19 protein-coding genes are annotated in these 20,817 nt (G+C 40.2%); 15 read left to right on the forward strand and 4 right to left on the reverse strand.

The annotated features are described in order from the left end of the window. Window positions 1-130 precede the first annotated feature (130 nt). The 5 genes from uvsE to AACU25_RS29390 all read left to right on the forward strand — a co-directional run bounded on the left by uvsE (window position 131) and on the right by AACU25_RS29390 (window position 6,706). Window positions 131-1,087 carry a UV DNA damage repair endonuclease UvsE gene (gene uvsE, locus AACU25_RS29370; RefSeq protein WP_096581712.1) on the forward strand — a complete coding sequence of 319 codons (957 nt, stop codon included), beginning with the start codon at window positions 131-133 and terminating at the stop codon, window positions 1,085-1,087. Window positions 1,088-1,274: 187 nt separating this feature from the next. Continuing rightward, complete coding sequence (locus AACU25_RS29375; RefSeq protein WP_096581714.1) at window positions 1,275-2,873, forward strand: Hsp70 family protein; 1,599 nt, start codon at window positions 1,275-1,277, stop codon at window positions 2,871-2,873. Between the two features lie 237 nt (window positions 2,874-3,110). Then, a complete protein-coding gene (locus AACU25_RS29380; protein ID WP_096581716.1) occupies window positions 3,111-3,839 on the forward strand; it encodes a cytochrome b/b6 domain-containing protein in 729 nt (242 codons plus the stop codon). A 35-nt stretch (window positions 3,840-3,874) separates the two neighbouring features. Beyond that, complete coding sequence (locus AACU25_RS29385; protein WP_096581718.1) at window positions 3,875-5,833, forward strand: WD40 repeat domain-containing protein; 1,959 nt, start codon at window positions 3,875-3,877, stop codon at window positions 5,831-5,833. A gap of 39 nt (window positions 5,834-5,872) precedes the next feature. Then, window positions 5,873-6,706 carry an arylamine N-acetyltransferase family protein gene (locus tag AACU25_RS29390; RefSeq protein ID WP_096581720.1) on the forward strand — a complete coding sequence of 278 codons (834 nt, stop codon included), beginning with the start codon at window positions 5,873-5,875 and terminating at the stop codon, window positions 6,704-6,706. Between the two features lie 145 nt (window positions 6,707-6,851). Here AACU25_RS29390 and AACU25_RS29395 read toward each other — a convergent pair whose 3' ends face one another. Next, complete coding sequence (locus AACU25_RS29395) at window positions 6,852-7,118, reverse strand: hypothetical protein (protein WP_190445732.1); 267 nt, start codon at window positions 7,116-7,118, stop codon at window positions 6,852-6,854. 23 nt (window positions 7,119-7,141) lie between these two features. Further along, window positions 7,142-7,378: a hypothetical protein gene (locus tag AACU25_RS29400; RefSeq protein WP_096581722.1), complete on the reverse strand. Its 237-nt coding sequence runs from the start codon at window positions 7,376-7,378 to the stop codon at window positions 7,142-7,144. A gap of 488 nt (window positions 7,379-7,866) precedes the next feature. On the opposite strand from AACU25_RS29400, the gene AACU25_RS29405 reads away from it, so the two are divergent. The 8 genes from AACU25_RS29405 (at window position 7,867) to AACU25_RS29440 (ending at window position 16,990) form a co-directional block, all read left to right on the forward strand. After that, entirely contained in the window at window positions 7,867-8,922 is a 1,056-nt protein-coding gene (locus AACU25_RS29405) for an L-histidine N(alpha)-methyltransferase (RefSeq protein ID WP_096581724.1), read from the forward strand. Between the two features lie 115 nt (window positions 8,923-9,037). Then, entirely contained in the window at window positions 9,038-10,315 is a 1,278-nt protein-coding gene (locus AACU25_RS29410; RefSeq protein WP_096581726.1) for a glycosyltransferase, read from the forward strand. Between the two features lie 244 nt (window positions 10,316-10,559). Beyond that, entirely contained in the window at window positions 10,560-10,787 is a 228-nt protein-coding gene (locus AACU25_RS29415) for a photosystem II protein, Psb35-related (protein WP_096581728.1), read from the forward strand. Between the two features lie 397 nt (window positions 10,788-11,184). Beyond that, entirely contained in the window at window positions 11,185-11,736 is a 552-nt protein-coding gene (locus AACU25_RS29420) for a late competence development ComFB family protein (RefSeq protein ID WP_096581730.1), read from the forward strand. 367 nt (window positions 11,737-12,103) lie between these two features. Next, the gene (locus tag AACU25_RS29425) at window positions 12,104-14,764 is read left to right on the forward strand and encodes a CHAT domain-containing protein (protein ID WP_096581732.1); all 2,661 of its coding nucleotides are present in this window, start codon (window positions 12,104-12,106) and stop codon (window positions 14,762-14,764) included. 178 nt (window positions 14,765-14,942) lie between these two features. Next, the gene (locus AACU25_RS29430) at window positions 14,943-15,203 is read left to right on the forward strand and encodes a ribbon-helix-helix domain-containing protein (protein ID WP_096581734.1); all 261 of its coding nucleotides are present in this window, start codon (window positions 14,943-14,945) and stop codon (window positions 15,201-15,203) included. After that, window positions 15,200-15,532, forward strand: coding sequence for a type II toxin-antitoxin system RelE/ParE family toxin (locus AACU25_RS29435; RefSeq protein WP_096581736.1), 333 nt, complete (start codon window positions 15,200-15,202; stop codon window positions 15,530-15,532). The genes AACU25_RS29430 and AACU25_RS29435 overlap by 4 nt, the downstream gene beginning before the upstream one ends. Before the next feature lie 105 nt (window positions 15,533-15,637). After that, entirely contained in the window at window positions 15,638-16,990 is a 1,353-nt protein-coding gene (locus AACU25_RS29440; RefSeq protein WP_096581738.1) for a GTPase family protein, read from the forward strand. Between the two features lie 92 nt (window positions 16,991-17,082). Here the strand turns inward: AACU25_RS29440 and AACU25_RS29445 are convergent, their stop codons facing one another. Continuing rightward, a complete protein-coding gene (locus tag AACU25_RS29445; protein WP_096581740.1) occupies window positions 17,083-18,063 on the reverse strand; it encodes an aldo/keto reductase in 981 nt (326 codons plus the stop codon). Between the two features lie 395 nt (window positions 18,064-18,458). On the opposite strand from AACU25_RS29445, the gene AACU25_RS29450 reads away from it, so the two are divergent. Both AACU25_RS29450 and AACU25_RS29455 read left to right on the forward strand, forming a co-directional pair. Next, a complete protein-coding gene (locus tag AACU25_RS29450) occupies window positions 18,459-18,650 on the forward strand; it encodes a hypothetical protein (protein ID WP_096581742.1) in 192 nt (63 codons plus the stop codon). Between the two features lie 279 nt (window positions 18,651-18,929). Further along, the gene (locus AACU25_RS29455; RefSeq protein WP_096584241.1) at window positions 18,930-19,496 is read left to right on the forward strand and encodes a thermonuclease family protein; all 567 of its coding nucleotides are present in this window, start codon (window positions 18,930-18,932) and stop codon (window positions 19,494-19,496) included. Window positions 19,497-20,349: 853 nt separating this feature from the next. Here the strand turns inward: AACU25_RS29455 and AACU25_RS29460 are convergent. Beyond that, complete coding sequence (locus AACU25_RS29460; protein WP_096581746.1) at window positions 20,350-20,745, reverse strand: hypothetical protein; 396 nt, start codon at window positions 20,743-20,745, stop codon at window positions 20,350-20,352. Window positions 20,746-20,817: the final 72 nt, after the last annotated feature.

A 20,817-nucleotide genomic window follows, 5' to 3' on the forward strand; every position in this document is an offset into this window, starting at 1 on the left:
ATTACCAATTACCCATTACCAAACACCAATGCCCCATGCCCAATGCCCATTATCATCCGTTAGATACTGACTCATTGGCTGCGAAAGTTAGTTAAATTGAAGAAGCGCCAAGACTTGAGCAATAGAGTTAATGACTACAATCGAGTACCAAAATTTAACTAATCTAGAGGATTTACACAAAACTTCTCAGCCTGAGTTAGGACTAGTTTGCATTACTGTTGGTCAGCAAGTGCGCTTTCGGACTATGACGCGCACTCGCTATTTAAAGCTTGATTTAGAACAAAGGGAAAGCGTTTTGCGAGAATTGTATTTGCATAACTTGCAACGCTTAAATGATGCGCTATCTTTTTGTCAGCAGCACCAGATTCGGCTATATCGGATGTCCTCGGCTTTGTTTCCCCTTAGTGATATGGAAGATGAGATTGGGGCAAATATTTTAGAGGAAATGAATGCTGATTTAGGGAAAATTGGTCAGCGATCGCAGTCTTTAGGTATCAGAATCGTACTACATCCAGATCAATTTGTAGTGCTGAGTTCTGATTCCTCTGAAGTATTAAAAACAAGTATCAAAATTTTAGAACGACAAGCCCGCACTTTTGACTTGTTAGGTCTACCGCGATCGCCTTGGTCTTTAATGAATATTCATGGCGGTAAATCTCAACGGACTGCACAACTGGTAAAAGTAATTGCGGATTTACCGGAAGCGATTAAAAGCCGCTTGACTTTTGAAAATGACGAATACGCCTATAGTGGTAGTGAAATTTTAGCAGTCTGTCAGCAAGCTGGTGTGCCGATGGTGTTTGATGCCCATCACCATATTTGCCACGAAAATTTAGACAGCTATGATGATACGAGTGTAGCTGAGATGTTTTACGCCGCTAGGGAAACTTGGAAACATCCAGATTGGCAATTAGTGCATATTTCTAATGGTGAGACGGCTTTCCGCGATCGCAAACACAGTGATATGATTACCGCCATGCCGAGCGTTTATTATCAAGCACCGTGGATTGAAGTTGAAGCCAAACGCAAAGAAGAAGCGATCGCACATTTGCGCTCGTGGTGGCTCATAGAGAATAATCACAAGTAAGTAGTTTGTTGTGATGGGCATTTCTGGAAGTGAGGAACCTCAGAATTTGTTGCGGTGAAGGAGAAAGGAAAAAGGGTAAAGGATGAATTAACACCTTTCACCTTTTCCCCTTACCCTTTCCCCAACTGTCTAGAAAGACCTCTGCCAATAAATGCCCTGTCTTTGGCGCGAGATAATAAATTAAGATATGGCGATCGCAATCGATTTTGGTACTAGTAACACAGTCATTGCTCGTTGGAACCCTGTTACCCAACAGCCAGAAACCCTCAATCTCCCTGGTTTATCAATTCAACAAAGTCTGAATCCGCCACTGATTCCCAGTTTGGTTTATGTTGAAGACGCAACACAAGGTAAAGTTTTAGTAGGGCAACAAGTGCGCGATCGCGGTTTCGATCTCAAGGGCGAGGCGCGATTTTTCCGCAGCTTCAAGCGGGGAATTGGTGCGGATATTCAAGGTTTCTTACCCGAACTCGATGGGCAAATTGTTACCTTTGAGCAAGTAGGTAAATGGTTTCTCACTCAGGTGATTGCACAGTTAGCACCCCAAGAAGGCGGCTTAGATTCTCTGGTGTTAACTGTACCTGTAGATAGTTTTGAAACTTATCGCCACTGGTTAGGACAAGTTTGTCAAGCGCTTCCTGTGGAACAAGTGCGGATGCTGGATGAACCGACAGCTGCAGCTTTAGGTTATGGCTTGGCTAATCAAGAAATTCTGTTGGTGATTGACTTTGGCGGCGGAACTTTGGATTTATCCCTGGTGCGCTTGGATCAAAGCGTGCAAGCAAATACTAAACCTGTGGGTTTTCTGCTGAAGTGGGGTAATAAATCTTTAGCGGAAAACTCCAAGCAGAAAGTTAAAACTGCGCGTGTATTGGCGAAGGCTGGGCAAAATTTAGGCGGTACTGATATCGATACTTGGATAGTCGATTACTTTGCCAAAACTCAAGGATTGGCGGTAAGTCCCTTGACAACGCGCCTCGCAGAACGAGTCAAAATTCAACTTTCCACGCAGAACCAAGGGAGTGAAGTTTATTTTGACGATGAATCATTTGAAAGCTATGAACTCGAACTCAACCGTGAAACTTTAGAGAATATCCTCAAAGAACACGCCTTTTTTGAGCGTTTGGATGATTCCATGACGAGTTTGCTACAGCAAGCAAGACGACAGGGAATAGAACTTGCAGATATTAATGCTGTGTTGTTAGTTGGTGGTACAGTACAACTACCAGCAGTGCAGACATGGGTAAAACAGTATTTTGACTCAGAAAAGATTCGTTGCGAACGTCCCTTTGAAGCGATCGCCCAAGGTGCATTACAAATTACTCAAGGGATAGAAATCAAAGACTTTCTCTACCATAGTTACGGTGTGCGCTATTGGGATCGGCGTAATCAGCGCCACAGTTGGCATCCGATTATTAAGGCTGGGCAAGCTTACCCGATGAATCAGCCAGTAGAATTAGTCTTAGGCGCATCCTTAGAAAATCAGCCCAGCATTGAGTTAATTATGGGCGAATTGGGCGCAGAGTCAGGCGGAACCGAAGTTTATTTCGATGGCGATCGCTTAATTACCCGTCGTTTAGATAGTGGCGCAACCACCGTCAAACCCCTCAACGATAAAGAAGGGGCCAGAACTATCGCCCAACTAACGCCCCCAGGATTTCCCGGAAGCGATCGCATCAAGATTCAATTTCAAGTTGACGATCAGCGCTTTTTACGGATCACAGTTGAGGATTTATTAACTAATGACACGGTCTTAGAAAATCAACTCGTGGCACAGTTAAGTTAAATATTAGGGTTTCTGTTTGGTTTTGCAAAGATACTGAGTGCGTTGTGCGGCGCGACAACGCACCTCCAGGTGCAACAATTCCAAATGCCGTATCTTCAGCAAGAATACACCCTACCGCTACTAAACTTTGCACTTCGGTAGGATAAAAAATCCTATCAGGAAACGTAGTATTATTTGAGATTGCTAGAATGATTTTTTGGTGATTGTCGAATCCAAAATCTAAAATGGTAATCGCTCATGTCCCGTTCTGCTCCCTATCAGCCTTTGTTATTAAAGATACTTCATGGTGTCAGTGGAATTTTAGCGATCGCCGCCATGATCACAGGCTTTTTCGTTTACAATAGCTTCGATGGCAGATTTGGCAAAATCCCCATCCCGCGGATTGAGGGAATTATCGATATTCACGGCACATTTGCAGTCTTTTTCTTTGTTCTTTTCCCGGTGTTTGCCCTCTATAGTTTTCATGCAGGTAACAAAAGGCTATTACAAAAAGATTCATTGTCGAATTTAGCCCAGCTTGGTAAACCAATTTGGTGGGTAAGTTTGCAAAGAATTGCTAATACGCTGATGCTCATTGCTGCGGGTTTAGCTGTGTTATCTGGCAGAATGATGCAAGAAGAATGGTTACCCACAGGAGAATTAAATCATAGTTGGTACTATCTACATCTTATTGCTTGGGCAATTATAGTTTGTTGTTTAGCGATTCACCTTTTAATGTCTGCTAAAGTCGGTGGTGCGCCGTTGTTACTTTCCATATTTTCGGCTCATATCCGCCCAGAAGACAATCCGAAACAATGGTCTACACGCTTGCGTAATTGGTTGAGTAATTTATCTAATAATTTGGGAGGAATTCAGAATTTAATCCAGAATAATTTACCTCTAGCAATCATAGAAATAATTGTCATGGCGGGTATTTTAGCAGCGCTAATATTACCGCTAATTTTCTCTGCTGGAGAGTCAACATAATTCAAAATTAATCATGAGAAACCATACATGAAAAAATGGAAGATAATTGGCTAAATCTGCAAAGAGAAGCTGAAAAAAGAGCAAAATATTTAAGTATCAATTTACTTTCAGGGAAGGAATACCGAGTTCTCCCTAACAATCCTATTGATATTAAAATTGGGGTGCGAAATAGTAATCCAAAACCTGTTGAGGTAATACTGCGTTTTGTCGGATTAGATGCATCTTGGCTAAAAGGAAGTAGAGAAAGAAAGTTGGTGGTACCTGCTAGCGCGCAAGCAGAAATAATTTTTCAATGTCAACCTCCACCTGTAAAAGATGCGCCTAGTGAAGAATATCCCTTTACTATAGAAGCAATTACTCCAGAGGGCTACTCTCTCAGTGTTCAAGGTTATATAGAAGTTTTGCCTGTAGGTTTTGTCAAATTTGCTGTTATACCACAAAAATTGCAAATTCCTCACACAGGAAAATGGGTTCCTAATTGGAAATCTCATACTGGCAGTTTTGAACTAATCTTTAATAATCTCAGTAATTTACAGCAATCAGTATATATTCAAGTTCAAGGACAAAACACTCGCAGATTTAGCTTTCAGCTATTGCCAGAAAATTTAGATTTAACAATCCAACAAATTACCACAGCGCTATTAGAAATTAAAGCGAAACGCCGTTGGATAGGATGGTCAAAAAGATTAAAATTTACAGTTAGAAGCCGCTTATTAAATCAGCGATTGCAGGATATAGAACCTACTAGTCAAGATTTAGAACTGTTGATTTTACCAATCATTCCTGTATGGTTACAACTGTTTTCTCTGGCTGTAATTGTAGGATTGATATCTGCATTTTTATCATTAGTATTAAATACAGAAACGCCTGCACATACGGAAATGGTGAATGCAGTACGTTTTAATAATAATGCTGACTTAGTTGTTAGTGGTGCTGAGGATGGCACAATTAAATTTTGGAGGGTTGATGGTGAGAGTTTACATCAACTCAATCAGCCAGAAACAGAAGATAATAGTGAACCTGTATTAGCATTAGAATTTGCTTCTCCAGAAAATCAGTTAGTTGCGGCTGGGTTGGATAACGGAGTAACTCAACTGTGGAATATCAAACAGCGTAAAAACATCAATGAATTGTCAATTCAGGAAATAGTTGACAATAAGGACAGAGTTTTTGCTTTAGCATTTACGAAAGATAATCATTATTTAATAGCTGGGCATGGCAGTGGTAATATAGTCATCTGGGTAAACAACTCTGCAAAAGACACATGGCGATTACAACCAGAAAGAGTTATTAGCTTAGGTAGCAATTATGAAGCTTGGTCAATGGCTTTAAGTGAGGATGAAAATACTCTGGCTATTACTGGCAATAAAAAGTTGTTGACTTTACTAGATTTTAAGAAAATTAATCGTCAACCGCAAAGTCGGACATCTTTAACTAAAGAATATTTAACTCGATCAAATATCATTAAAGCGGAATTCTCCATCCAACCTACAAACAGCGTATTAAGAAATAATGACCGAATTTTGAACCTCAATTTTTTACCAGGTTCTTCGCAACTGTTAGCAACAGCTGATTCTGATGGGTTTGTAACCATATTAGATTACCAATGTCAAAGCCAAACTGCTGCAAATAAATCAGAACAGTCAATTAATCAAAACTGTATAGTTGATCAATGGGCAGCAACAGCAAAAAGACCAATACGGAGTTTATCATTTCTTGAAGGTGGTACTCTTGCTGGGCCATTAGGCACTCGTCAACTGGTAATTAGCGATGACGAACGAGTCACAGTTTGGCAACTCACCCCATCAGGAAGGCGAGAGAACACCACGCTTCCAGGTAAAGAAATTTTCACTAGTCCTAATGCAATTAACAGCATTGATATTAATAGCCAGGGAACAAAAATTGTCAGTGGCGGAGAAGAATGTCACCAACAAGGCTATGACATGAAACATTGTTGGGGTTGGCTAACTTTGCGCCGCTTGCAAGGAAAATAGGAAATAAGGGGAATATTTGTCAATCATGGGGAAGTAAAAATGGCCAGCATACCCACTGAAATCAATCTTGATGCTTATTTTCAGCGAATTGGCTATAACGGCGATCGCACTCCCACACTTAAGACTTTACAGGCAATTCACTTACATCATACAAAAGCGATCGCCTTCGAGAACCTCAATTCATTTCTCCAACAGCCTGTGCTTCTGGATATAGCATCCTTACAGCAAAAGCTAATCTACGAAAATCGCGGTGGCTATTGTTTTGAGCAAAACTCCTTACTGCGCTCAGTTTTAATCTCTCTCGGGTTTCAGGTAAAGAATCTAGCAGCGCGTGTACTTTGGAACCTTCCAGAAGGGACTATTACACCTCGCAGCCATATGTTGCTTTTAGTGAATATTGATACTGAGCAATATATTGTAGATGTGGGATTTGGCGGATTAACGCTCACTGTACCGTTGTCTTTTACACCAAACATTGAACAGAATACAACCCATGAACAGTTTCGCTTGCTCTGGGTTGACCAAACTTATACCATGCAAGCATACATCGCCCAGGAGTGGACAAGCCTTTACCGTTTTGATTTGCAAGAGCAACACCTACCTGACTATCAGGTAAGTAATTGGTATGTTTCTACACATCCTAATTCCCTATTTGTTACCACACTCATTGCAGCTAGGCCGGATGTAAATTGTCGTTATGCATTGCGAAATAACCAGCTAACAACACATTATTTAGATGGAAGCAAAGAACAGCGTCTACTGACTAGAATCAAAGACTTGCGTACTGTTCTGGAGGATATATTTCTTTTAGAATTATCTGCGATCGCGGGTCTTGACGATGCTTTACAACTGCTAACAGAGCAACCTAATTGATGCTCAATACTTGTCGGTGAAGGGGAAAAAGGGGAATGGGAAAAGGGAAATAACAAACCTTGAATACCAATTTAATGTGAAATTGTACCTAAATTCCCCTTCAAAAGCTGCATGATATCAGGAAATTCCAACTAAAAAATTGGTACTACTCTTTAGTTGAAACGTTGCCTTTAATTAAACGATGAAGCAAACGGCAGGGCCAAATGCAGGCTCCACAAAGACTGATTGAGGCAATGGCAGCAAAGATCCGCCATTTCTCCTGAAGAGGATTAGTAGACTCTGATAGTTGCTGTTCCCTATCTTTGGTTAGTTCCGCCAAAGAATCAGATAGCTCGCCAGCAGTACTTACCCCTTCAATTACCGCTCCCATTAGATAAGCTGCAAGGGCAATACTTAGCCAGTGATTTATCATATTGTCTGGGTGAACTTTTTGTATTATTGATTGTCTTGTCCTAAAGGTAACCTGCTTTCAGCAGTATCTCGAATTAAAGGCAATTTAGATTTTATGTAATTATCTAGGCTATTATCTGCCTGTTCATCAATTTCCTGTTTGGCTTTTAATTGCTGAAGCAGCAATTGTACTAAAGCCACATCATCAAACTGCAGTAAGGTGTTGACGTTGGTAGACTCAATTACAGCCCAAAGTTGTCGCATCATTTTGGCAGTGATCATGAGTCTCTAACCTCTTAAGCTTTTCTTTATATTTACACAGTTTTCTTGTTTGTGCCTAATTTTTGTGGAAGAATTAATCAATCAACAAAATTACAACTAAATAAAGCAATTCAGTAGCTGGAAAATATTTACAGTTCTTGCAAATGAAGCGTACCCCTGCGGGTTATCCGTACTCCTGTGGAGAAGCAAGCTACCCGTAGCGTTCCTTAGGGAAAAGTAAACTTCATTGGTAATGAAATACTGTAATTAATTCTGTCCAAGTACTTATACCAGTCTGAAAAAACAATGCAACAAATACATGAGCTATGGACGCAAAGCTTTGCACCCATACACATGATTTATATGTAGCAAGATTTTTTCAATTGGTATTACCAGTCAGAGCCATAGCCCCAACAAAAAGGCGGGTGTGACTCTGACTGCTTGGGTGAGTTAGAAGCGACGCTGCTGAAATGCTAATTAACTTTCACATCTAACAAACCCAAACAAAAATGGTTAAAAATTTTTCCAGTAATTCACAATTTTTTACTGATAAATCTAGTCCGAGCAGCCGGATCATAGAACCAAGCTCTAAATTCTATTCTATCTTCTCTAAACAAGAAGTTTTAGAATTAATTCAGGCATTAGAGATGAGAAGAGAAATCCCTTTAAAGTATTCTTATAAAGGTAGAGGTGCAAAAATCTGGAATAATTATTATCAAAAATATATTACTCCTCAATGGTATCGCACATCCAACGTAGAAATTGATTTATTAAATGATAACTTTGAGTATGTTAATGGTAGTTATCAAAATTGTAATCAAGTCAATATTATAGATGTGGGTGCAGGTAATTCTTACCCTGCCAAAAAATTAATTTCTTGTCTTGCCAAATTAAACAAGATTAATCAATATATTGCTTTGGATATTAGTAATGAACTCTTAGAGGTATCAAAAGCAAACTTTACTAAATGGTTTCCATTCATAAAGTTTGATAGTGCCACAGTTGATATAGAAACTAGCACTATTCCTCTAGAGCTTTGGCAAAGCTCCAATTCTCAGGATGATATAGCCAATATATTTCTACATCTAGGTGTGACCATTGGCAATCATCAAAATAGGATTAGGGCACTACAAAACTTCAGAAAGAGCATGAGTAAAAATGATTTGCTTGTGTTCACTAACGAAATTGGCTCTAATTCTCAATGGGACGGTAAAGCTCGAGGTGGGTGTAAATATCATGTAGAAGAGCTATATGCATGGATTAAAAATAAGGTAGGAATTAAGGCAGAAGATTGCGAACTTATCAGAAAATATGATGTAAAAACAGATAGTATAACTGCCAATATAAAATTTAATCGCAATTACACTGTAACTTTTAACGAATTGGGCATAGATAAAAATTTTGTAGTTTTAAAAGATGAAGAAATTACAATTTGGCGACATCACAAGTATGAAATGCCTGAACTTCTCAAAGAACTAGAAGAGGCAGGATTACAAATAGTTCACTATAGCTGTAATAAATATTTTTCACATATTATGGTGATTTGTCAGGTTGCTGAGAATTAGACTCTGCATAAATAATTCAAGATGTTGTTTGGCAAGTGAACCTAAAAGTATTAATGCAGCAAAGCTGGAGCCTCAAGCAATTATATTAATAATGAGCTAACCAAGAGGCAAAGCTGTGAGCCGTATTATTTTCACTACTATTGGTTCTTTTGGTGATTTACATCCCAAAATTGCGATCGCACTTGAATTACGAAAGCGGGGTCATGATGTCATATTTGCAACCCATAAAGAATATCAAGGTAAAATAGCCGCCTTGGGATTCGACTTTCATCGCATCCGTCCTGATAACACTGCTCTGAGCGATCCTCAAGAAATGGCGCGGATGATGGATTTAAAAACGGGTACAGAATATGTCATCAAAAATTGGGTGCTTGCTAGTTTACGTGAAACCTACACCGATTTAATGGAAATTGTCAAAGATGCTGACTTGATCGTTACAGGTGAAGGCGTTGTAGCAGCTCGATTAGTTGCGGAGAAATTAGAAATTCCGTGGGCGTTTGCTGTTCTGCAACCCGCTTCATTTCTCTCTATTTATGACCCATCAGTTATTCCTATATTTCCATTTCTAGCCAAACTGCGCGGGTTTGGTTCTATTCTCAACCGCGGCATTATTAAATTATCAAAAGTAGTTGCTCAATCTTGGGCAGAACCAATTCATCAACTGCGGCGCGAACTAGGTTTATCAGCACTCGTTGGCAATCCCTTTATTGATGATAAATATTCACCCTACCTAGTGCTGGCAATGTTCTCCTCAACATTTGCCAAATCTCAACCTGATTGGCCAGCAAATACAGTGATTACAGGCTTTACGTTTTATGATGGCTCTGGAGATGGAGCAGAACTCACGCCAGAACTCCAGCAATTTTTAGATGCAGGAGAACCACCGATTGTTTTCACTCTCGGTTCAGCAGTGGTAATGTCTCCAGGTAGCTTTTACGAAGAAAGTATTCAAGCTGCAAAGCTGTTAAACCGCCGTGCAGTTTTGCTAATTGGTAAGAATACGGCTCCCAAAAATCTTTCAGAAAGCATTATTGCTGTGAGTTATGCGCCATACTCGCAAATTTTTCCTCGCGCTTGTGCAGTTGTGCATCAAGGTGGTATTGGAACAACAGCTCAAGCCTTACGAGCTGGTATTCCAACGCTGGTGATGCCCTATAGTCACGATCAACCAGATAACGCGGCAAGAGTTGAACGCTTGGGAACTTCATGTACTATTAGCCCTAGGCATTATTCAGCAGTACGAGCAGCTAAAAAATTACGCCAATTATTAGAAAATCTCAAATATACAGCTAGAGCAGCAGAAATTAAAAGCATTATCCAATCAGAAAATGGAGTTGCTGTGGCGTGTGATGCCATTGAAACACTGCTTCAGGCAAACTCAATTTCAGCATGAGCGATCGCAATTCCCTATAGTGTGGATCAATACTACTCAGTTAAGCGTTTTGAACTTCAAATTGGTTTTGGGGAAAAGGTTAAAGGTTTGTTATTCCCCTTTTTCCCCTTAACCAACAGTATTGGAGTGTGGATTACCCTACTTTAACTATCGGCACACACACCAACATTAATATTGCAAGTTTTGTAACGAAAAAGTTATCTTTATTTACATAAAGTTACTTTACTGCCAACAGAGGTTTGAGATGACTATCTTAATTGCATTATTGGTTGTAGGTTGGGTAGCAGCTTCCGTTGTAGGCTCTCTAGCTTATTTCTTGGGAGAACAAAGCAAGCCTATCCACGAACGTAACTGGCGTTCTGATGCCTTTGAAAGATTGGCGAAGTCGATTACTGGTAAAGAAATAGACTATAGTGAACGCACTCCAGCCTATGCAATGGATGCCTATGCTAGCCGCAATCTACCTTTCTAACAATGAAGGTGGCTCGCCAGAATGTTAAAACCCACAAGCCCCAGTACCTATAAGCGGGGCTTTGCTTTACAAAAACTTCAATTAATTGACGTTATATGAAGAATATGTTAAATATATTAATATAAGCTTACAAAGCTAAGAAATCTAAATATTTGAACAACGACAACTAGGAAGAAAATCTGACATTTGGGTAATTTTAGGTTTTTCTTCATCAACCTCGGCACGTGCAGCCGAGGTTTTATTTATATGGGGCATAGGGCATTGGTAATTTTCCTCTGCTGCCTCTGCTTGCCAAAGCGATTTATTATTTTTTTATGTGGAAGTTTCTTACCTGTTAGGTCAATGCTAGTAAAGGGCAATATAAACCCATAACCAGTAATTTGACTTGTATTGCTCTATGAGGAGTTTCTTTGATGATTCTGCAATTGATTCGTCAATTCAGCCATCTAAACGACATATTTTTATCAAAAACTCACGCAATGTGATGGAAGTGCTAGTGGTAGCAGAGGTTGAGACTCAAATTCAAGCTTTACCTGCTAAAACTGCTAGATATATCAACCCATCTGAGGTGACGGCTTACGCATTAAATCGGTTGCCTGCATTTTATGCCACTAGCAAAAGAGGTTGGCAAAGGCAATTACATCGCGGTAAAACAGAATTTCATCAGAAAATTACCACGGCTGTACGTCAGGGAATTATTGCTGTACAACAAGATCCTCTACGTGCAGAGGATTTTCTAGATTTTCAAGAAGAAAATCCAGCACAGGCTAATTTGCAAGCACTGCAAGTCTTGCTGCAAGAGCCAAATTTGTCTTGGGATAACTTAGCTGATGTAGTTGAAAAAACATTAATGAATACATTGCGAGGCAAGATTACCTGGCGTAAACCGGCTGGGTTAGATAATGAAATCTTTGATTGGGAAAAACATCCGCATAATCAAAGAGGATAACAAAAATCAAAGAATGCGGTAAATAGATTAAGTAGGGGTGCAAAGTTTTGCACCCTTAAATATCAGTCAGATCTTGCTAAAAAGTTGTGAATTTGGATTACGGAAATTTTGATAATTAATCTCTTCTACATTTAAATTGCATAATTTTGGCTGGCTATATGTCTAATACCACCAGATAAAAAGACATCTTCAATATGCAATAAAATGAACTTTGGTTTGGATAAAAGGTAGGATTGTAAGGGTTAATGGTTTTTTCGTGCCCCTTTTACCTTTACCCTTTTGCCCTTACCCCACAAGTATTGAAAGTGGTTTGGCTTAGTAAACCAAAAATGTGCTTATGGAAGGCTAAAGTTATCAGGGCAAATTTATGCACATTAATATATATTTATTGCTTGGTCATAAATATTGGAAAAAAATACACACGCGTGTAATTGTCGTCATCCTTGGTATATTGTTAGGGCTATTTTTAACTCTATTACCTGTTGCTGCTCATAATTATTCACAGCCATTGATAGAGCAAAAATTATCAAATGCAGCACAACAAGAACAACAAGGTAGGCAATATTACGAAGCTGGGCAGTTTGGAGAAGCCATCAAAATTTGGCAGCAGGTTTTACAGATTTATCAGGCACAAAATGATGAGCTAAACCAAGCTAGAGTTCTTAATAACCTATCATTAAGTTATCAACAATTAGGACAGTGGTTGGAAGCTAAACAAGCAATTTCTAGTAGTTTGAAATTATTGGATGTAAAAAGCGATCGCACTAAAGAAAAGTTAAATGTCCTCGCGCAAGCTTTGAATACCCAAGGCAGTTTAGAGTTAGCAATTGGGAAATCCGAAACAGCCCTAGCAATTTGGCAACAAGCAACTGCTACCTATACCAAGGCAGATAATGAGATAGGGGTAATTCGGAGTTTAATTAACCAATCTCAGGCTTTAAAGACTTTAGGCTTATATCGTCGCGCCTTATCTACCCTGATTCAGGTAAACGACATCCTCCAAAAACAACCTGATTCTGCAATCAAAACTGCTGGATTACGCAGCTTGGGTTCTAGCCTACGTTTAGTTGGGAATTTGACACAAGCACAGCAGGTTTTGCAACAAAGTTTAGCGATCGCAAAAAAATTACAGTCTCCTTTAGATATTAGTGCGGCGTTCATCGATTTGGGAAATGTTGCCCGGGCAAACCAAGATGCTGACTCAGCTTTGGGTTTCTATCAACAAGCGACTGCGATCGCACCATCACCAATCCTGAAAATGCGATCGCAATTGAATCAACTGAGCGTTTTAATTGAGCAGAAAAAATGGAATTTGGCGCAAACACTCTGGAGTCAAATTCAACCACAACTCGCTAATTTACCTCCCAGCCGTGCGTCGATTTATGCTCAACTGAACTTAGCGCAAAGTTTAATTCGCCTCCAACAGGCAAATCTTCCAGATGCTCCCACAATGGAAAGCATTGGTAAATTGCTGGCAAATAATTTGCAACAAGCAAAAACTTTGGGAGACAAACAAGCAGAAGCCTACGCATTAGGTAGACTAGGTAAGCTTTACGAATATACTCAACAATGGCAAATTGCTCAAGAACTTACCCAACAAGCGCTTGTACTGGCACAAGCTATTAATACACCAGAAATTGCTTATCGTTGGCAATGGCAATTAGGGCGGCTTTTGAAAAAACAAGGAGATGAAACCGGAGCGATCGCAGCCTACACTCAAGCTGTGAGTACTCTTCAATCTTTGCGAAGCGATTTGGTGGCGATTGATCCAGATGTGCAATTTAGTTTTCGGGAAAGTGTAGAGCCAGTCTACCGAGAACTAGTCAGCTTACTTCTCAAACCAGGAAACTTTCAATCTAGTCAAAACACTCTCATTCCAGCGCGTCAACTGATTGATTCTTTACACTCTCAACCTAATCAAAAAGATATCATTCAAGCGCGTCAAGTGATTGAGTCTTTACAGTTGGCAGAACTCGATGACTTTTTGCGCGAAGCTTGTTTAGATAAAAAATATGCTCAAATCGATCAGTTAGATCCCCAAGCCGCAATCATCTATCCGATTATTTTGGCAGATAGATTAGAAGTGATTCTCAGCTTGCCAAAACAGCCACTACAACACTATGCCACTGTTTTGCCCGAGGAGCAGCTGGAAACTATTGTAGAAAAACTCCGGAAAAAATTAGTTATTCGTTCCAAGCAAGACTTTCTGCCATTATCTCAACAACTTTATGATTGGTTGATTCGTCCAGCAGAAGCCGAACTAGTCAAAAGTGGCATTAAAACTTTAGTTTTTGTGCCAGATGGCGTTTTCCGAAATATTCCCTTAGCGGCTTTGCACGACGGGAAGCAATTTGTCATTGAAAAATACAGTGTGGCTTTGACACCCAGTTTACAATTACTACCTCCCAAGCGGTTGCAACAGCGCAACTTTAAAGTCTTGGGGGCTGGGTTAACTGAAGCTAGACAAGGCTTTTCTCCCTTAGAGTATGTAGAAGAAGAATTAAAGAAAATCAAATCCGAAGTACCCAGCACTGTGCTGTTAAATGAGGAATTCACCAGCAAAAATCTCAAAACCTATTTAAAATCCACTTTCTTTCCCATTGTTCATATTGCCACCCACGGTAAATTTAGCTCAAAGGCAATAGAAACCTTTATTTTGGCGTGGGATGAACAAATCAAAATTAATGAATTAGATAATTTACTCCAAATACCCGAACAGAAAAAACGAGAATCTGTAGAACTGTTGGTTCTCAGCGCTTGCGAAACCGCAACAGGCGATAAGCGTGCAGCTTTAGGTTTAGCAGGGATAGCAGTCAGAGCCGGAGCTAACAGCACTTTAGCAACATTATGGGCTGTTAACGATGAAGCCACAGCCAATTTGATGCGTTATTTTTACAAGTATCTGAGCAACACTCAAGAAGGTAAAGCCGAAGCCTTACGTCGTTCTCAGTTAGCTCTTTTAAAAGATCCGCTATATGAGCATCCAGTCTACTGGGCACCCTATATTTTAGTAGGAAACTGGCTTTAGGAAGGAGGCAAGGGGGCACAAGGGAGCAAGGGGAGATGAGGGAGAAAATCTAATTACCCATTACCAATTACCCATTCCCCATGCCCAATGCCCATTTTCAAGTTAGAGGTAAGAACCTGGAACTTAATTCTTAAACCTGTAAGTTAAAATAGTAGCAATTAGTTATGCTTGAAGCCCAATGAATATCAACATTGATATACCTGATGAGGTGCGCGTTTATCTTGAGGCACAAGTAATGACAGGTGCTTATAACAGCATTGGCGAATATTTTTTAGATTTAGTGCAGCAAGACCAAAAACGCAAGGCACAAGCAAAATTGGCAGATCTTTTACTTGAAGGTATTGATTCTCAAGGACAGGAAGTCACGCCGGAATATTGGCAAAATTTGCGTTCTACTGTTTTAGGTGAGAACGGTATAGATAATCCGAACGACGCATGAACTATCGGTTAATTGTCAAAGATCGAGCAACGCAAGATTTGCGACAGTTGGCAAATTATATATTGGTCAATGGTAATGCTGATGTAGCTGTTAAATTTTTAAATGCTGCGGAAGTAACTTTTGAACAGTTGGCAAAAACCCCTGGTATGGGAAAATTAATACAGTTGGTGGTGTCAAGATTGGGTGAAATCAGACAATGGCGCATCAAAGATTTTAATGATTATCTAATTTTCTATCGTATTCAAGATACAACTGTTGAGATCCTGCGGGTATTTCATGGAGCAAGAGATTTAGCAGATGTACTTAGCGAGTTAGACGAAGAATTTTAACCCAAAATCAAAACCTCCTGCATACCAATGCCCCATGCCCAATGCCCAATGCCCTAAAATAATAAACAGCATTTAGTTTGGCATCTATCTGCCGTTTTTATACCAATGACTGAGCAACGTGATGCTGATTCATTGTCAGCAGATTCTCAGCAGTTAAGTGAAAGCAATAGCACAGAGTCGCAAAATCTACCTGCGGTGCAACCTGCTGATGATTCTTGGAAAAACCGGATTGCTAATGTTTGGCGCAAAGCAACACCGCGCCTAGACAAACTAGTACCCGTAGATGATTTAGCACAGAAGGTTGTGCAATGGTTTAGTGTTAGCGAAACCCAGATTGCGGAAATTTTAGAGACAGTTCGCGCCGAATTGCCAACTACAGAAGCTTTGTTAATTGGTAAACCCCAAGCGGGTAAAAGTTCCATAGTGCGGGGTTTAACAGGGGTTTCGGCAGAAATCGTTGGGCAAGGATTTCGCCCTCACACCCAACATACTGAGCGTTACGCCTATCCTTCCGATGATTTACCATTGCTAATTTTCACGGATACGGTAGGACTGGGGGATGTCAAACAAGATACTCAGGCGATTATTCGCGAATTAATTGGCGATTTAGAAAAATCTAGCCGCAGCGCCAGAGTGTTGATTTTGACGGTGAAAATTAACGATTTTGCTACGGATACATTACGTCAAATTGCCCAAGATTTGCGTCAGCAGTATCCAGATATTCCTTGTTTGTTAGCGGTGACTTGTTTGCATGAGGTTTATCCGCCGGAAATCGCTGATCATCCAGATTACCCGCCAAATTATGAGGAAATTAATCGCGCCTTTGAAGCAATTCAAGAGGATTTTGCCAAGGTGTGCGATCGCTCTGTCCTCATTGACTTTACTTTAGAAGAAGACGGTTACAATCCTGTATTCTATGGCTTAGAAGCTTTGCGAGATAACCTAGCCGAACTACTTCCCGAAGCTGAAGCCAAAGCAATTTATCAATTATTGGATCGAGAAGAGGCTGGTAAGCAATTAGGAAATCTTTACCGCGATACAGGACGGCGTTACATTTTACCCTTTGCAATTATGGCAGCAACCCTCGCAGCCGTACCATTACCGTTTGCAACTATGCCCGTGCTGACGGCGTTACAAGTATCTATGGTAACTGCCCTAGGTAACTTATACGGTCAAACTTTGACCCCATCCCAAGCAGGGGGAGTTGTAAGTGCGATCGCAGGTGGTTTTCTCGCCCAAGCCATAGCAAGAGAACTGATCAAATTTATCCCCGGTTTCGGTAGCGTCATTGCTGCATCCTGGGCTGCTGCATACACTTGGTCACTTGGCGAAACAGCCTGTGTCTACTTTGGTGACTTAATGGGTGGGAAAAAACCCGATCCCAAGAAGATTCAATCTGTCATGCAAGAAGCTTTCAAAGCAGCACAAGAACGGTTTAAGGGAATTCGTAATTCGTAATTCGTAATTCGTAATTAAAAGTCAAAAGTCCCAGCTTATAAATTATTCTCTCTTCCCATTACCCATTACCCATTACCCATTACCCAATCCTATTACGTCGTCTGAAAAATATTTTGCACCATTTTTTTATCTGATTTAGCGGCAGCTTGATCGAGTGCAGCTACCTCGCCAGAATCTAACAACCAACCCAAAGCGCCAATATTATCTTGCGCTTGTTGTAGATTCTTTGCGCCTGGAATTGGGATAGTTCCTTTGCTAATACACCAGTTAATTGCTACTTGTGACATTGTTTTATTTCTTGACTCTGCCACTTCTTTTAAACAAGCTAAAAGCGGGTCAATTCCTGGTAATAATTGTCTGAATAATAAACCACGAATACCTTTAGGGAACGGGCCTGTTTTAGAATATTTTCCTGTTAATAATCCCAATCCTAAAGGACTATAAGCAATTAATTTGATGCCCAAATCATCGCAAACTTGCTTCAGTTGGAGTTGCGTTACTGGATATGTGGAGAGTAGGGAGTATTGAACTTGCAGAGTTGCGATCGCAATTCCTCGTTCGGTAAATTTTTGATGCACGCGTTGCAGACGCTTTGGCCCGTAATTAGATAATCCTACGGCTTTGACTAATCTTTGCTCATAAAGGTCAGCTAATCCATCTAAAAGCCTTTCTTCTTGCCAAGGTGCATAGTTTGCTGTAGGCCAATGCATCTGTACTAAGTCTACATTTCTTCCTAGCCTTTGGGCAGAAGCTTTGCCAGCTTGTACCATTGACTGACGCGTCCATCTCCAGGGATAAGCAGCCAGCTTGGTAGCAATGCAAATCTTTTCGGCGTTGATACCCTGATATTCTCGAGCAAATTTGCCTAGCAGTATTTCACTGCGTCCCTTGAGTTTTCCAGTTCCGTAAGAATCACCTGTATCAAATAAGGTTACACCGTTGCTAACACAAAGGTTAAAAACGGCTTGCAACTGCTCATCCATACTTTGATCGTATCCCCAGAGCAGCTGGTTTCCCCATGCCCAAGTTCCACAACCCATTGTTGGGAGTGATAATTCCTGGTTAATGTGCATATTGACTCACTGTAGATTTCCTGATTCTCTGCAAACAAGGTTGCTCAAAGTTCATTATCAGATAATTTCGGAACGCAATACCTCAGTTAAGGATTTTCAACTCGGAATTTGGTTTGGGGAAAAGGTGAAAGGGGAAGGGTTAAAGGTTTTTTCTTGCCCCTTTAACCCTTCCCCTTTTCCCCTTAACCGACAAATATTGAGTCTCTAACACCTAAGCTAGTTTATGATTCTTTATAATATTTTTCAGTAAAATTACTATTGAATCTTGACATCTTTAAACCACGCTTATTCTGCATAAAGTTTCTCAAAATAATTTAAATAGCACTTTCCAATCTTCCTTAGTAAGAGTTAATTTTATAACTACATTATTTGAAAATTCAGGAGAAATCCGGGAAATGAAAACCAAAAAACATAACTCTACCAAGCATCTAAAAGATAACAAAATTATGCAGTTATCACACTTTACTGAATTAAGCGACTCAGAACTGGAAATAGTAGTAGGTGGCTGGGGAGATCCTCTACAACCACCACCACCTGGCGGTACTGGCGGTGGTTGTACTGGTTTTAGAGTCCTGGGTAGCATTTAATGCCTGACTAACCCTTAATAAATAAGGTGTCTGTTGCCTAAAAATAACTTGGTTCTTAGCTAAATAAGGATTTATTCAAGGTGCAATTATCAAACATAAACCCCCGTCCACACAATGGTTGCGGGGGTTTTAGTTTGTTCAAAAATAGTTATGGGAAAGGTAAGGGTGAAAAGTTTTGTGAACCTTTGAATACAGACGCGATGAATCGCGTCTCTACAAGTTTTGACTTTCGCGCAGCAGTGCTAGTATCATCCTCCAAAGGTAATTTGGTGCATGACAATGCGGAAGTTAAATAAACAAGCACTAATTTGGCTATGTGCAGGAATTATTATTTTGGGTTTGATGGGATGCGATCGCCTTTTCCCTCCCTCTGGAGATGCTGTTGAGCGTATCAGCGATGGTGATACCCTAACGGTGAAAGACCCTAATGGTAACAAATTCAGCGTCCGCTTTGCTTGCATGGATGCGCCAGAAGTACCACATACTAATAAAGAAAAGCAAAGTAAACGCGCCAGCGATCGCAATCAATTTACTTGGGGTGCAAAAGCCCAGGAACGCTTACAGCAGTTAGTTAAGCAAGGAGGCGATCGCGTAACTTTGAATATTACCGATAGCGATCGCTATGGTAGAAAGGTAGCGGAAGTTCGCTTAAAAGATGGTACGTTTGTGCAGCAAGTTTTACTGCGGGAAGGACTGGCGAAGGTGTATCGTCCTTATTTAAATAAATGTCCCAGTAAAGACTTAGTGCAACAAGCCGAAGCCGAAGCGCAGCAACAAAAGCGCGGGATTTGGGGCGATGCGAAGTTTGTTAATCCTTGGGAATATCGGAGTTTAAGTAAGCTGTAATTTGTAGTTCGTAATTAAGAAACAATACTGTTTGGTTAAGGGTTTTCAACTCTTAATTTGGTTTGGGGAAAAGGTAAAAGGGTAAAGGTTAAAGGTTTTTTATTGTTCCTTTTCCCTTCTCCTTTTTTCCTTAATTAATAAGTATTGAATTAAGAATGCAGTGCAACGCACCATCTAGGATTTAAAAAGGTGCGTTAGCCTCCGGCATAATAAACCCTATTAGCGTGTCTAGCCTTAAATGTTGCAATATAATTTTCTTGTGGGGTGGACAAGATGTCATTGGTGTCAACTTAACGTGAAACCCTCTTAGTTGCAAGGTTTCGCCCTCACCCCCAGCCCCTCTCCCTGTGGGAGAGGGGAGCAAGAGATTTAGTTCCCCTTCTCCCGGGGGAGAAGGGGTTAGGGGATGAGGGCGCGAGGTATTTGTACAAAGCCCGCCCTATATAGCTTTTAGCTTAAGTTGACACCAATGGTGAGACACGCATCCCACAAGAGTTTGACTAATGGGTAATTAATATCATAATTAGCAAAATTATTCTTAAGGGCAAGGCAGTACCTTACCCTTACATATTTGTTGATTTATTGTTTAAAATTGGTCAGCTATTCCATATTTAAATTGCATAATTTTCACAGGCAAGATGTCCAGCCTATAATATTTATCGATATTCTAGAGATGCAAAATAGATGTGGTTTCAATACTGCTCGGTTAAGGATTTTAAACTCTTAATTTGGTTGGGGAAAAGGTTAAAGGGTCAGGGTTAAAGGTTTTTTCTTGCCCCTTTTCCCCTTCCCCTTTTCCCCTTAACCGACAAGTATTGGATGTGGTTTAGCTGATAAATTCCGCGCAGCTATATTAGGCAGTTACTACATTATCATTTGCGTTTTTTTCTGCACTATTTTTTAAGCGGGTTAATCTGCTTTTGCGAATGCGATCGCTTTCTTTAACGCCACCTGCAAGCTCATATTCACTACTGTCTTTGCCGTATTTCAAACCAACACCCACCAGCATTTTATCTGAAATCAGGCTTAAGCTTTTTTCTATCTCGTCTAGTCTTGTTCTAGAAGAGTCAATTACAGCCATAGCATCGTTATATTCATTCAGCATCGTTTGAAATTGCTGGATTAATTGAGTTAGGTTTTGCAAGTTGCAGTTATCATCAAAAGTTATATTGGGATCGAAAACTTTGATTCTGGTGACTCTGAATTGAGCTTTTTCAAGAATCCGGGATGTACGTTGCTTACGAGCCATATTCTACTCCTTCACTAGCTCTTAAAGGCTAGTTTGGCTCAATTAGGTTACATTCCGGTTCAGCAAAAATCG

The sequence above is a fragment of the Tolypothrix tenuis PCC 7101 genome (genome assembly GCF_963874875.1).
GTDB lineage: Bacteria > Cyanobacteriota > Cyanobacteriia > Cyanobacteriales > Nostocaceae > Aulosira > Aulosira tenue.

Coding starts and splice junctions, on each gene's coding strand:
- uvsE (WP_096581712.1), top strand. CDS start 131: ATGACTACAATCGAGTACCAAAATTTAACTAATCTAGAGGATTTACAC.
- AACU25_RS29375 (WP_096581714.1), top strand. CDS start 1,275: ATGGCGATCGCAATCGATTTTGGTACTAGTAACACAGTCATTGCTCGT.
- AACU25_RS29380 (WP_096581716.1), top strand. CDS start 3,111: ATGTCCCGTTCTGCTCCCTATCAGCCTTTGTTATTAAAGATACTTCAT.
- AACU25_RS29385 (WP_096581718.1), top strand. CDS start 3,875: ATGGAAGATAATTGGCTAAATCTGCAAAGAGAAGCTGAAAAAAGAGCA.
- AACU25_RS29390 (WP_096581720.1), top strand. CDS start 5,873: ATGGCCAGCATACCCACTGAAATCAATCTTGATGCTTATTTTCAGCGA.
- AACU25_RS29395 (WP_190445732.1), bottom strand. CDS start 7,118: ATGATAAATCACTGGCTAAGTATTGCCCTTGCAGCTTATCTAATGGGA.
- AACU25_RS29400 (WP_096581722.1), bottom strand. CDS start 7,378: ATGATCACTGCCAAAATGATGCGACAACTTTGGGCTGTAATTGAGTCT.
- AACU25_RS29405 (WP_096581724.1), top strand. CDS start 7,867: ATGGTTAAAAATTTTTCCAGTAATTCACAATTTTTTACTGATAAATCT.
- AACU25_RS29415 (WP_096581728.1), top strand. CDS start 10,560: ATGACTATCTTAATTGCATTATTGGTTGTAGGTTGGGTAGCAGCTTCC.
- AACU25_RS29420 (WP_096581730.1), top strand. CDS start 11,185: ATGAGGAGTTTCTTTGATGATTCTGCAATTGATTCGTCAATTCAGCCA.
- AACU25_RS29425 (WP_096581732.1), top strand. CDS start 12,104: ATGCACATTAATATATATTTATTGCTTGGTCATAAATATTGGAAAAAA.
- AACU25_RS29430 (WP_096581734.1), top strand. CDS start 14,943: ATGAATATCAACATTGATATACCTGATGAGGTGCGCGTTTATCTTGAG.
- AACU25_RS29435 (WP_096581736.1), top strand. CDS start 15,200: ATGAACTATCGGTTAATTGTCAAAGATCGAGCAACGCAAGATTTGCGA.
- AACU25_RS29440 (WP_096581738.1), top strand. CDS start 15,638: ATGACTGAGCAACGTGATGCTGATTCATTGTCAGCAGATTCTCAGCAG.
- AACU25_RS29445 (WP_096581740.1), bottom strand. CDS start 18,063: ATGCACATTAACCAGGAATTATCACTCCCAACAATGGGTTGTGGAACT.
- AACU25_RS29450 (WP_096581742.1), top strand. CDS start 18,459: ATGAAAACCAAAAAACATAACTCTACCAAGCATCTAAAAGATAACAAA.
- AACU25_RS29455 (WP_096584241.1), top strand. CDS start 18,930: ATGCGGAAGTTAAATAAACAAGCACTAATTTGGCTATGTGCAGGAATT.
- AACU25_RS29460 (WP_096581746.1), bottom strand. CDS start 20,745: ATGGCTCGTAAGCAACGTACATCCCGGATTCTTGAAAAAGCTCAATTC.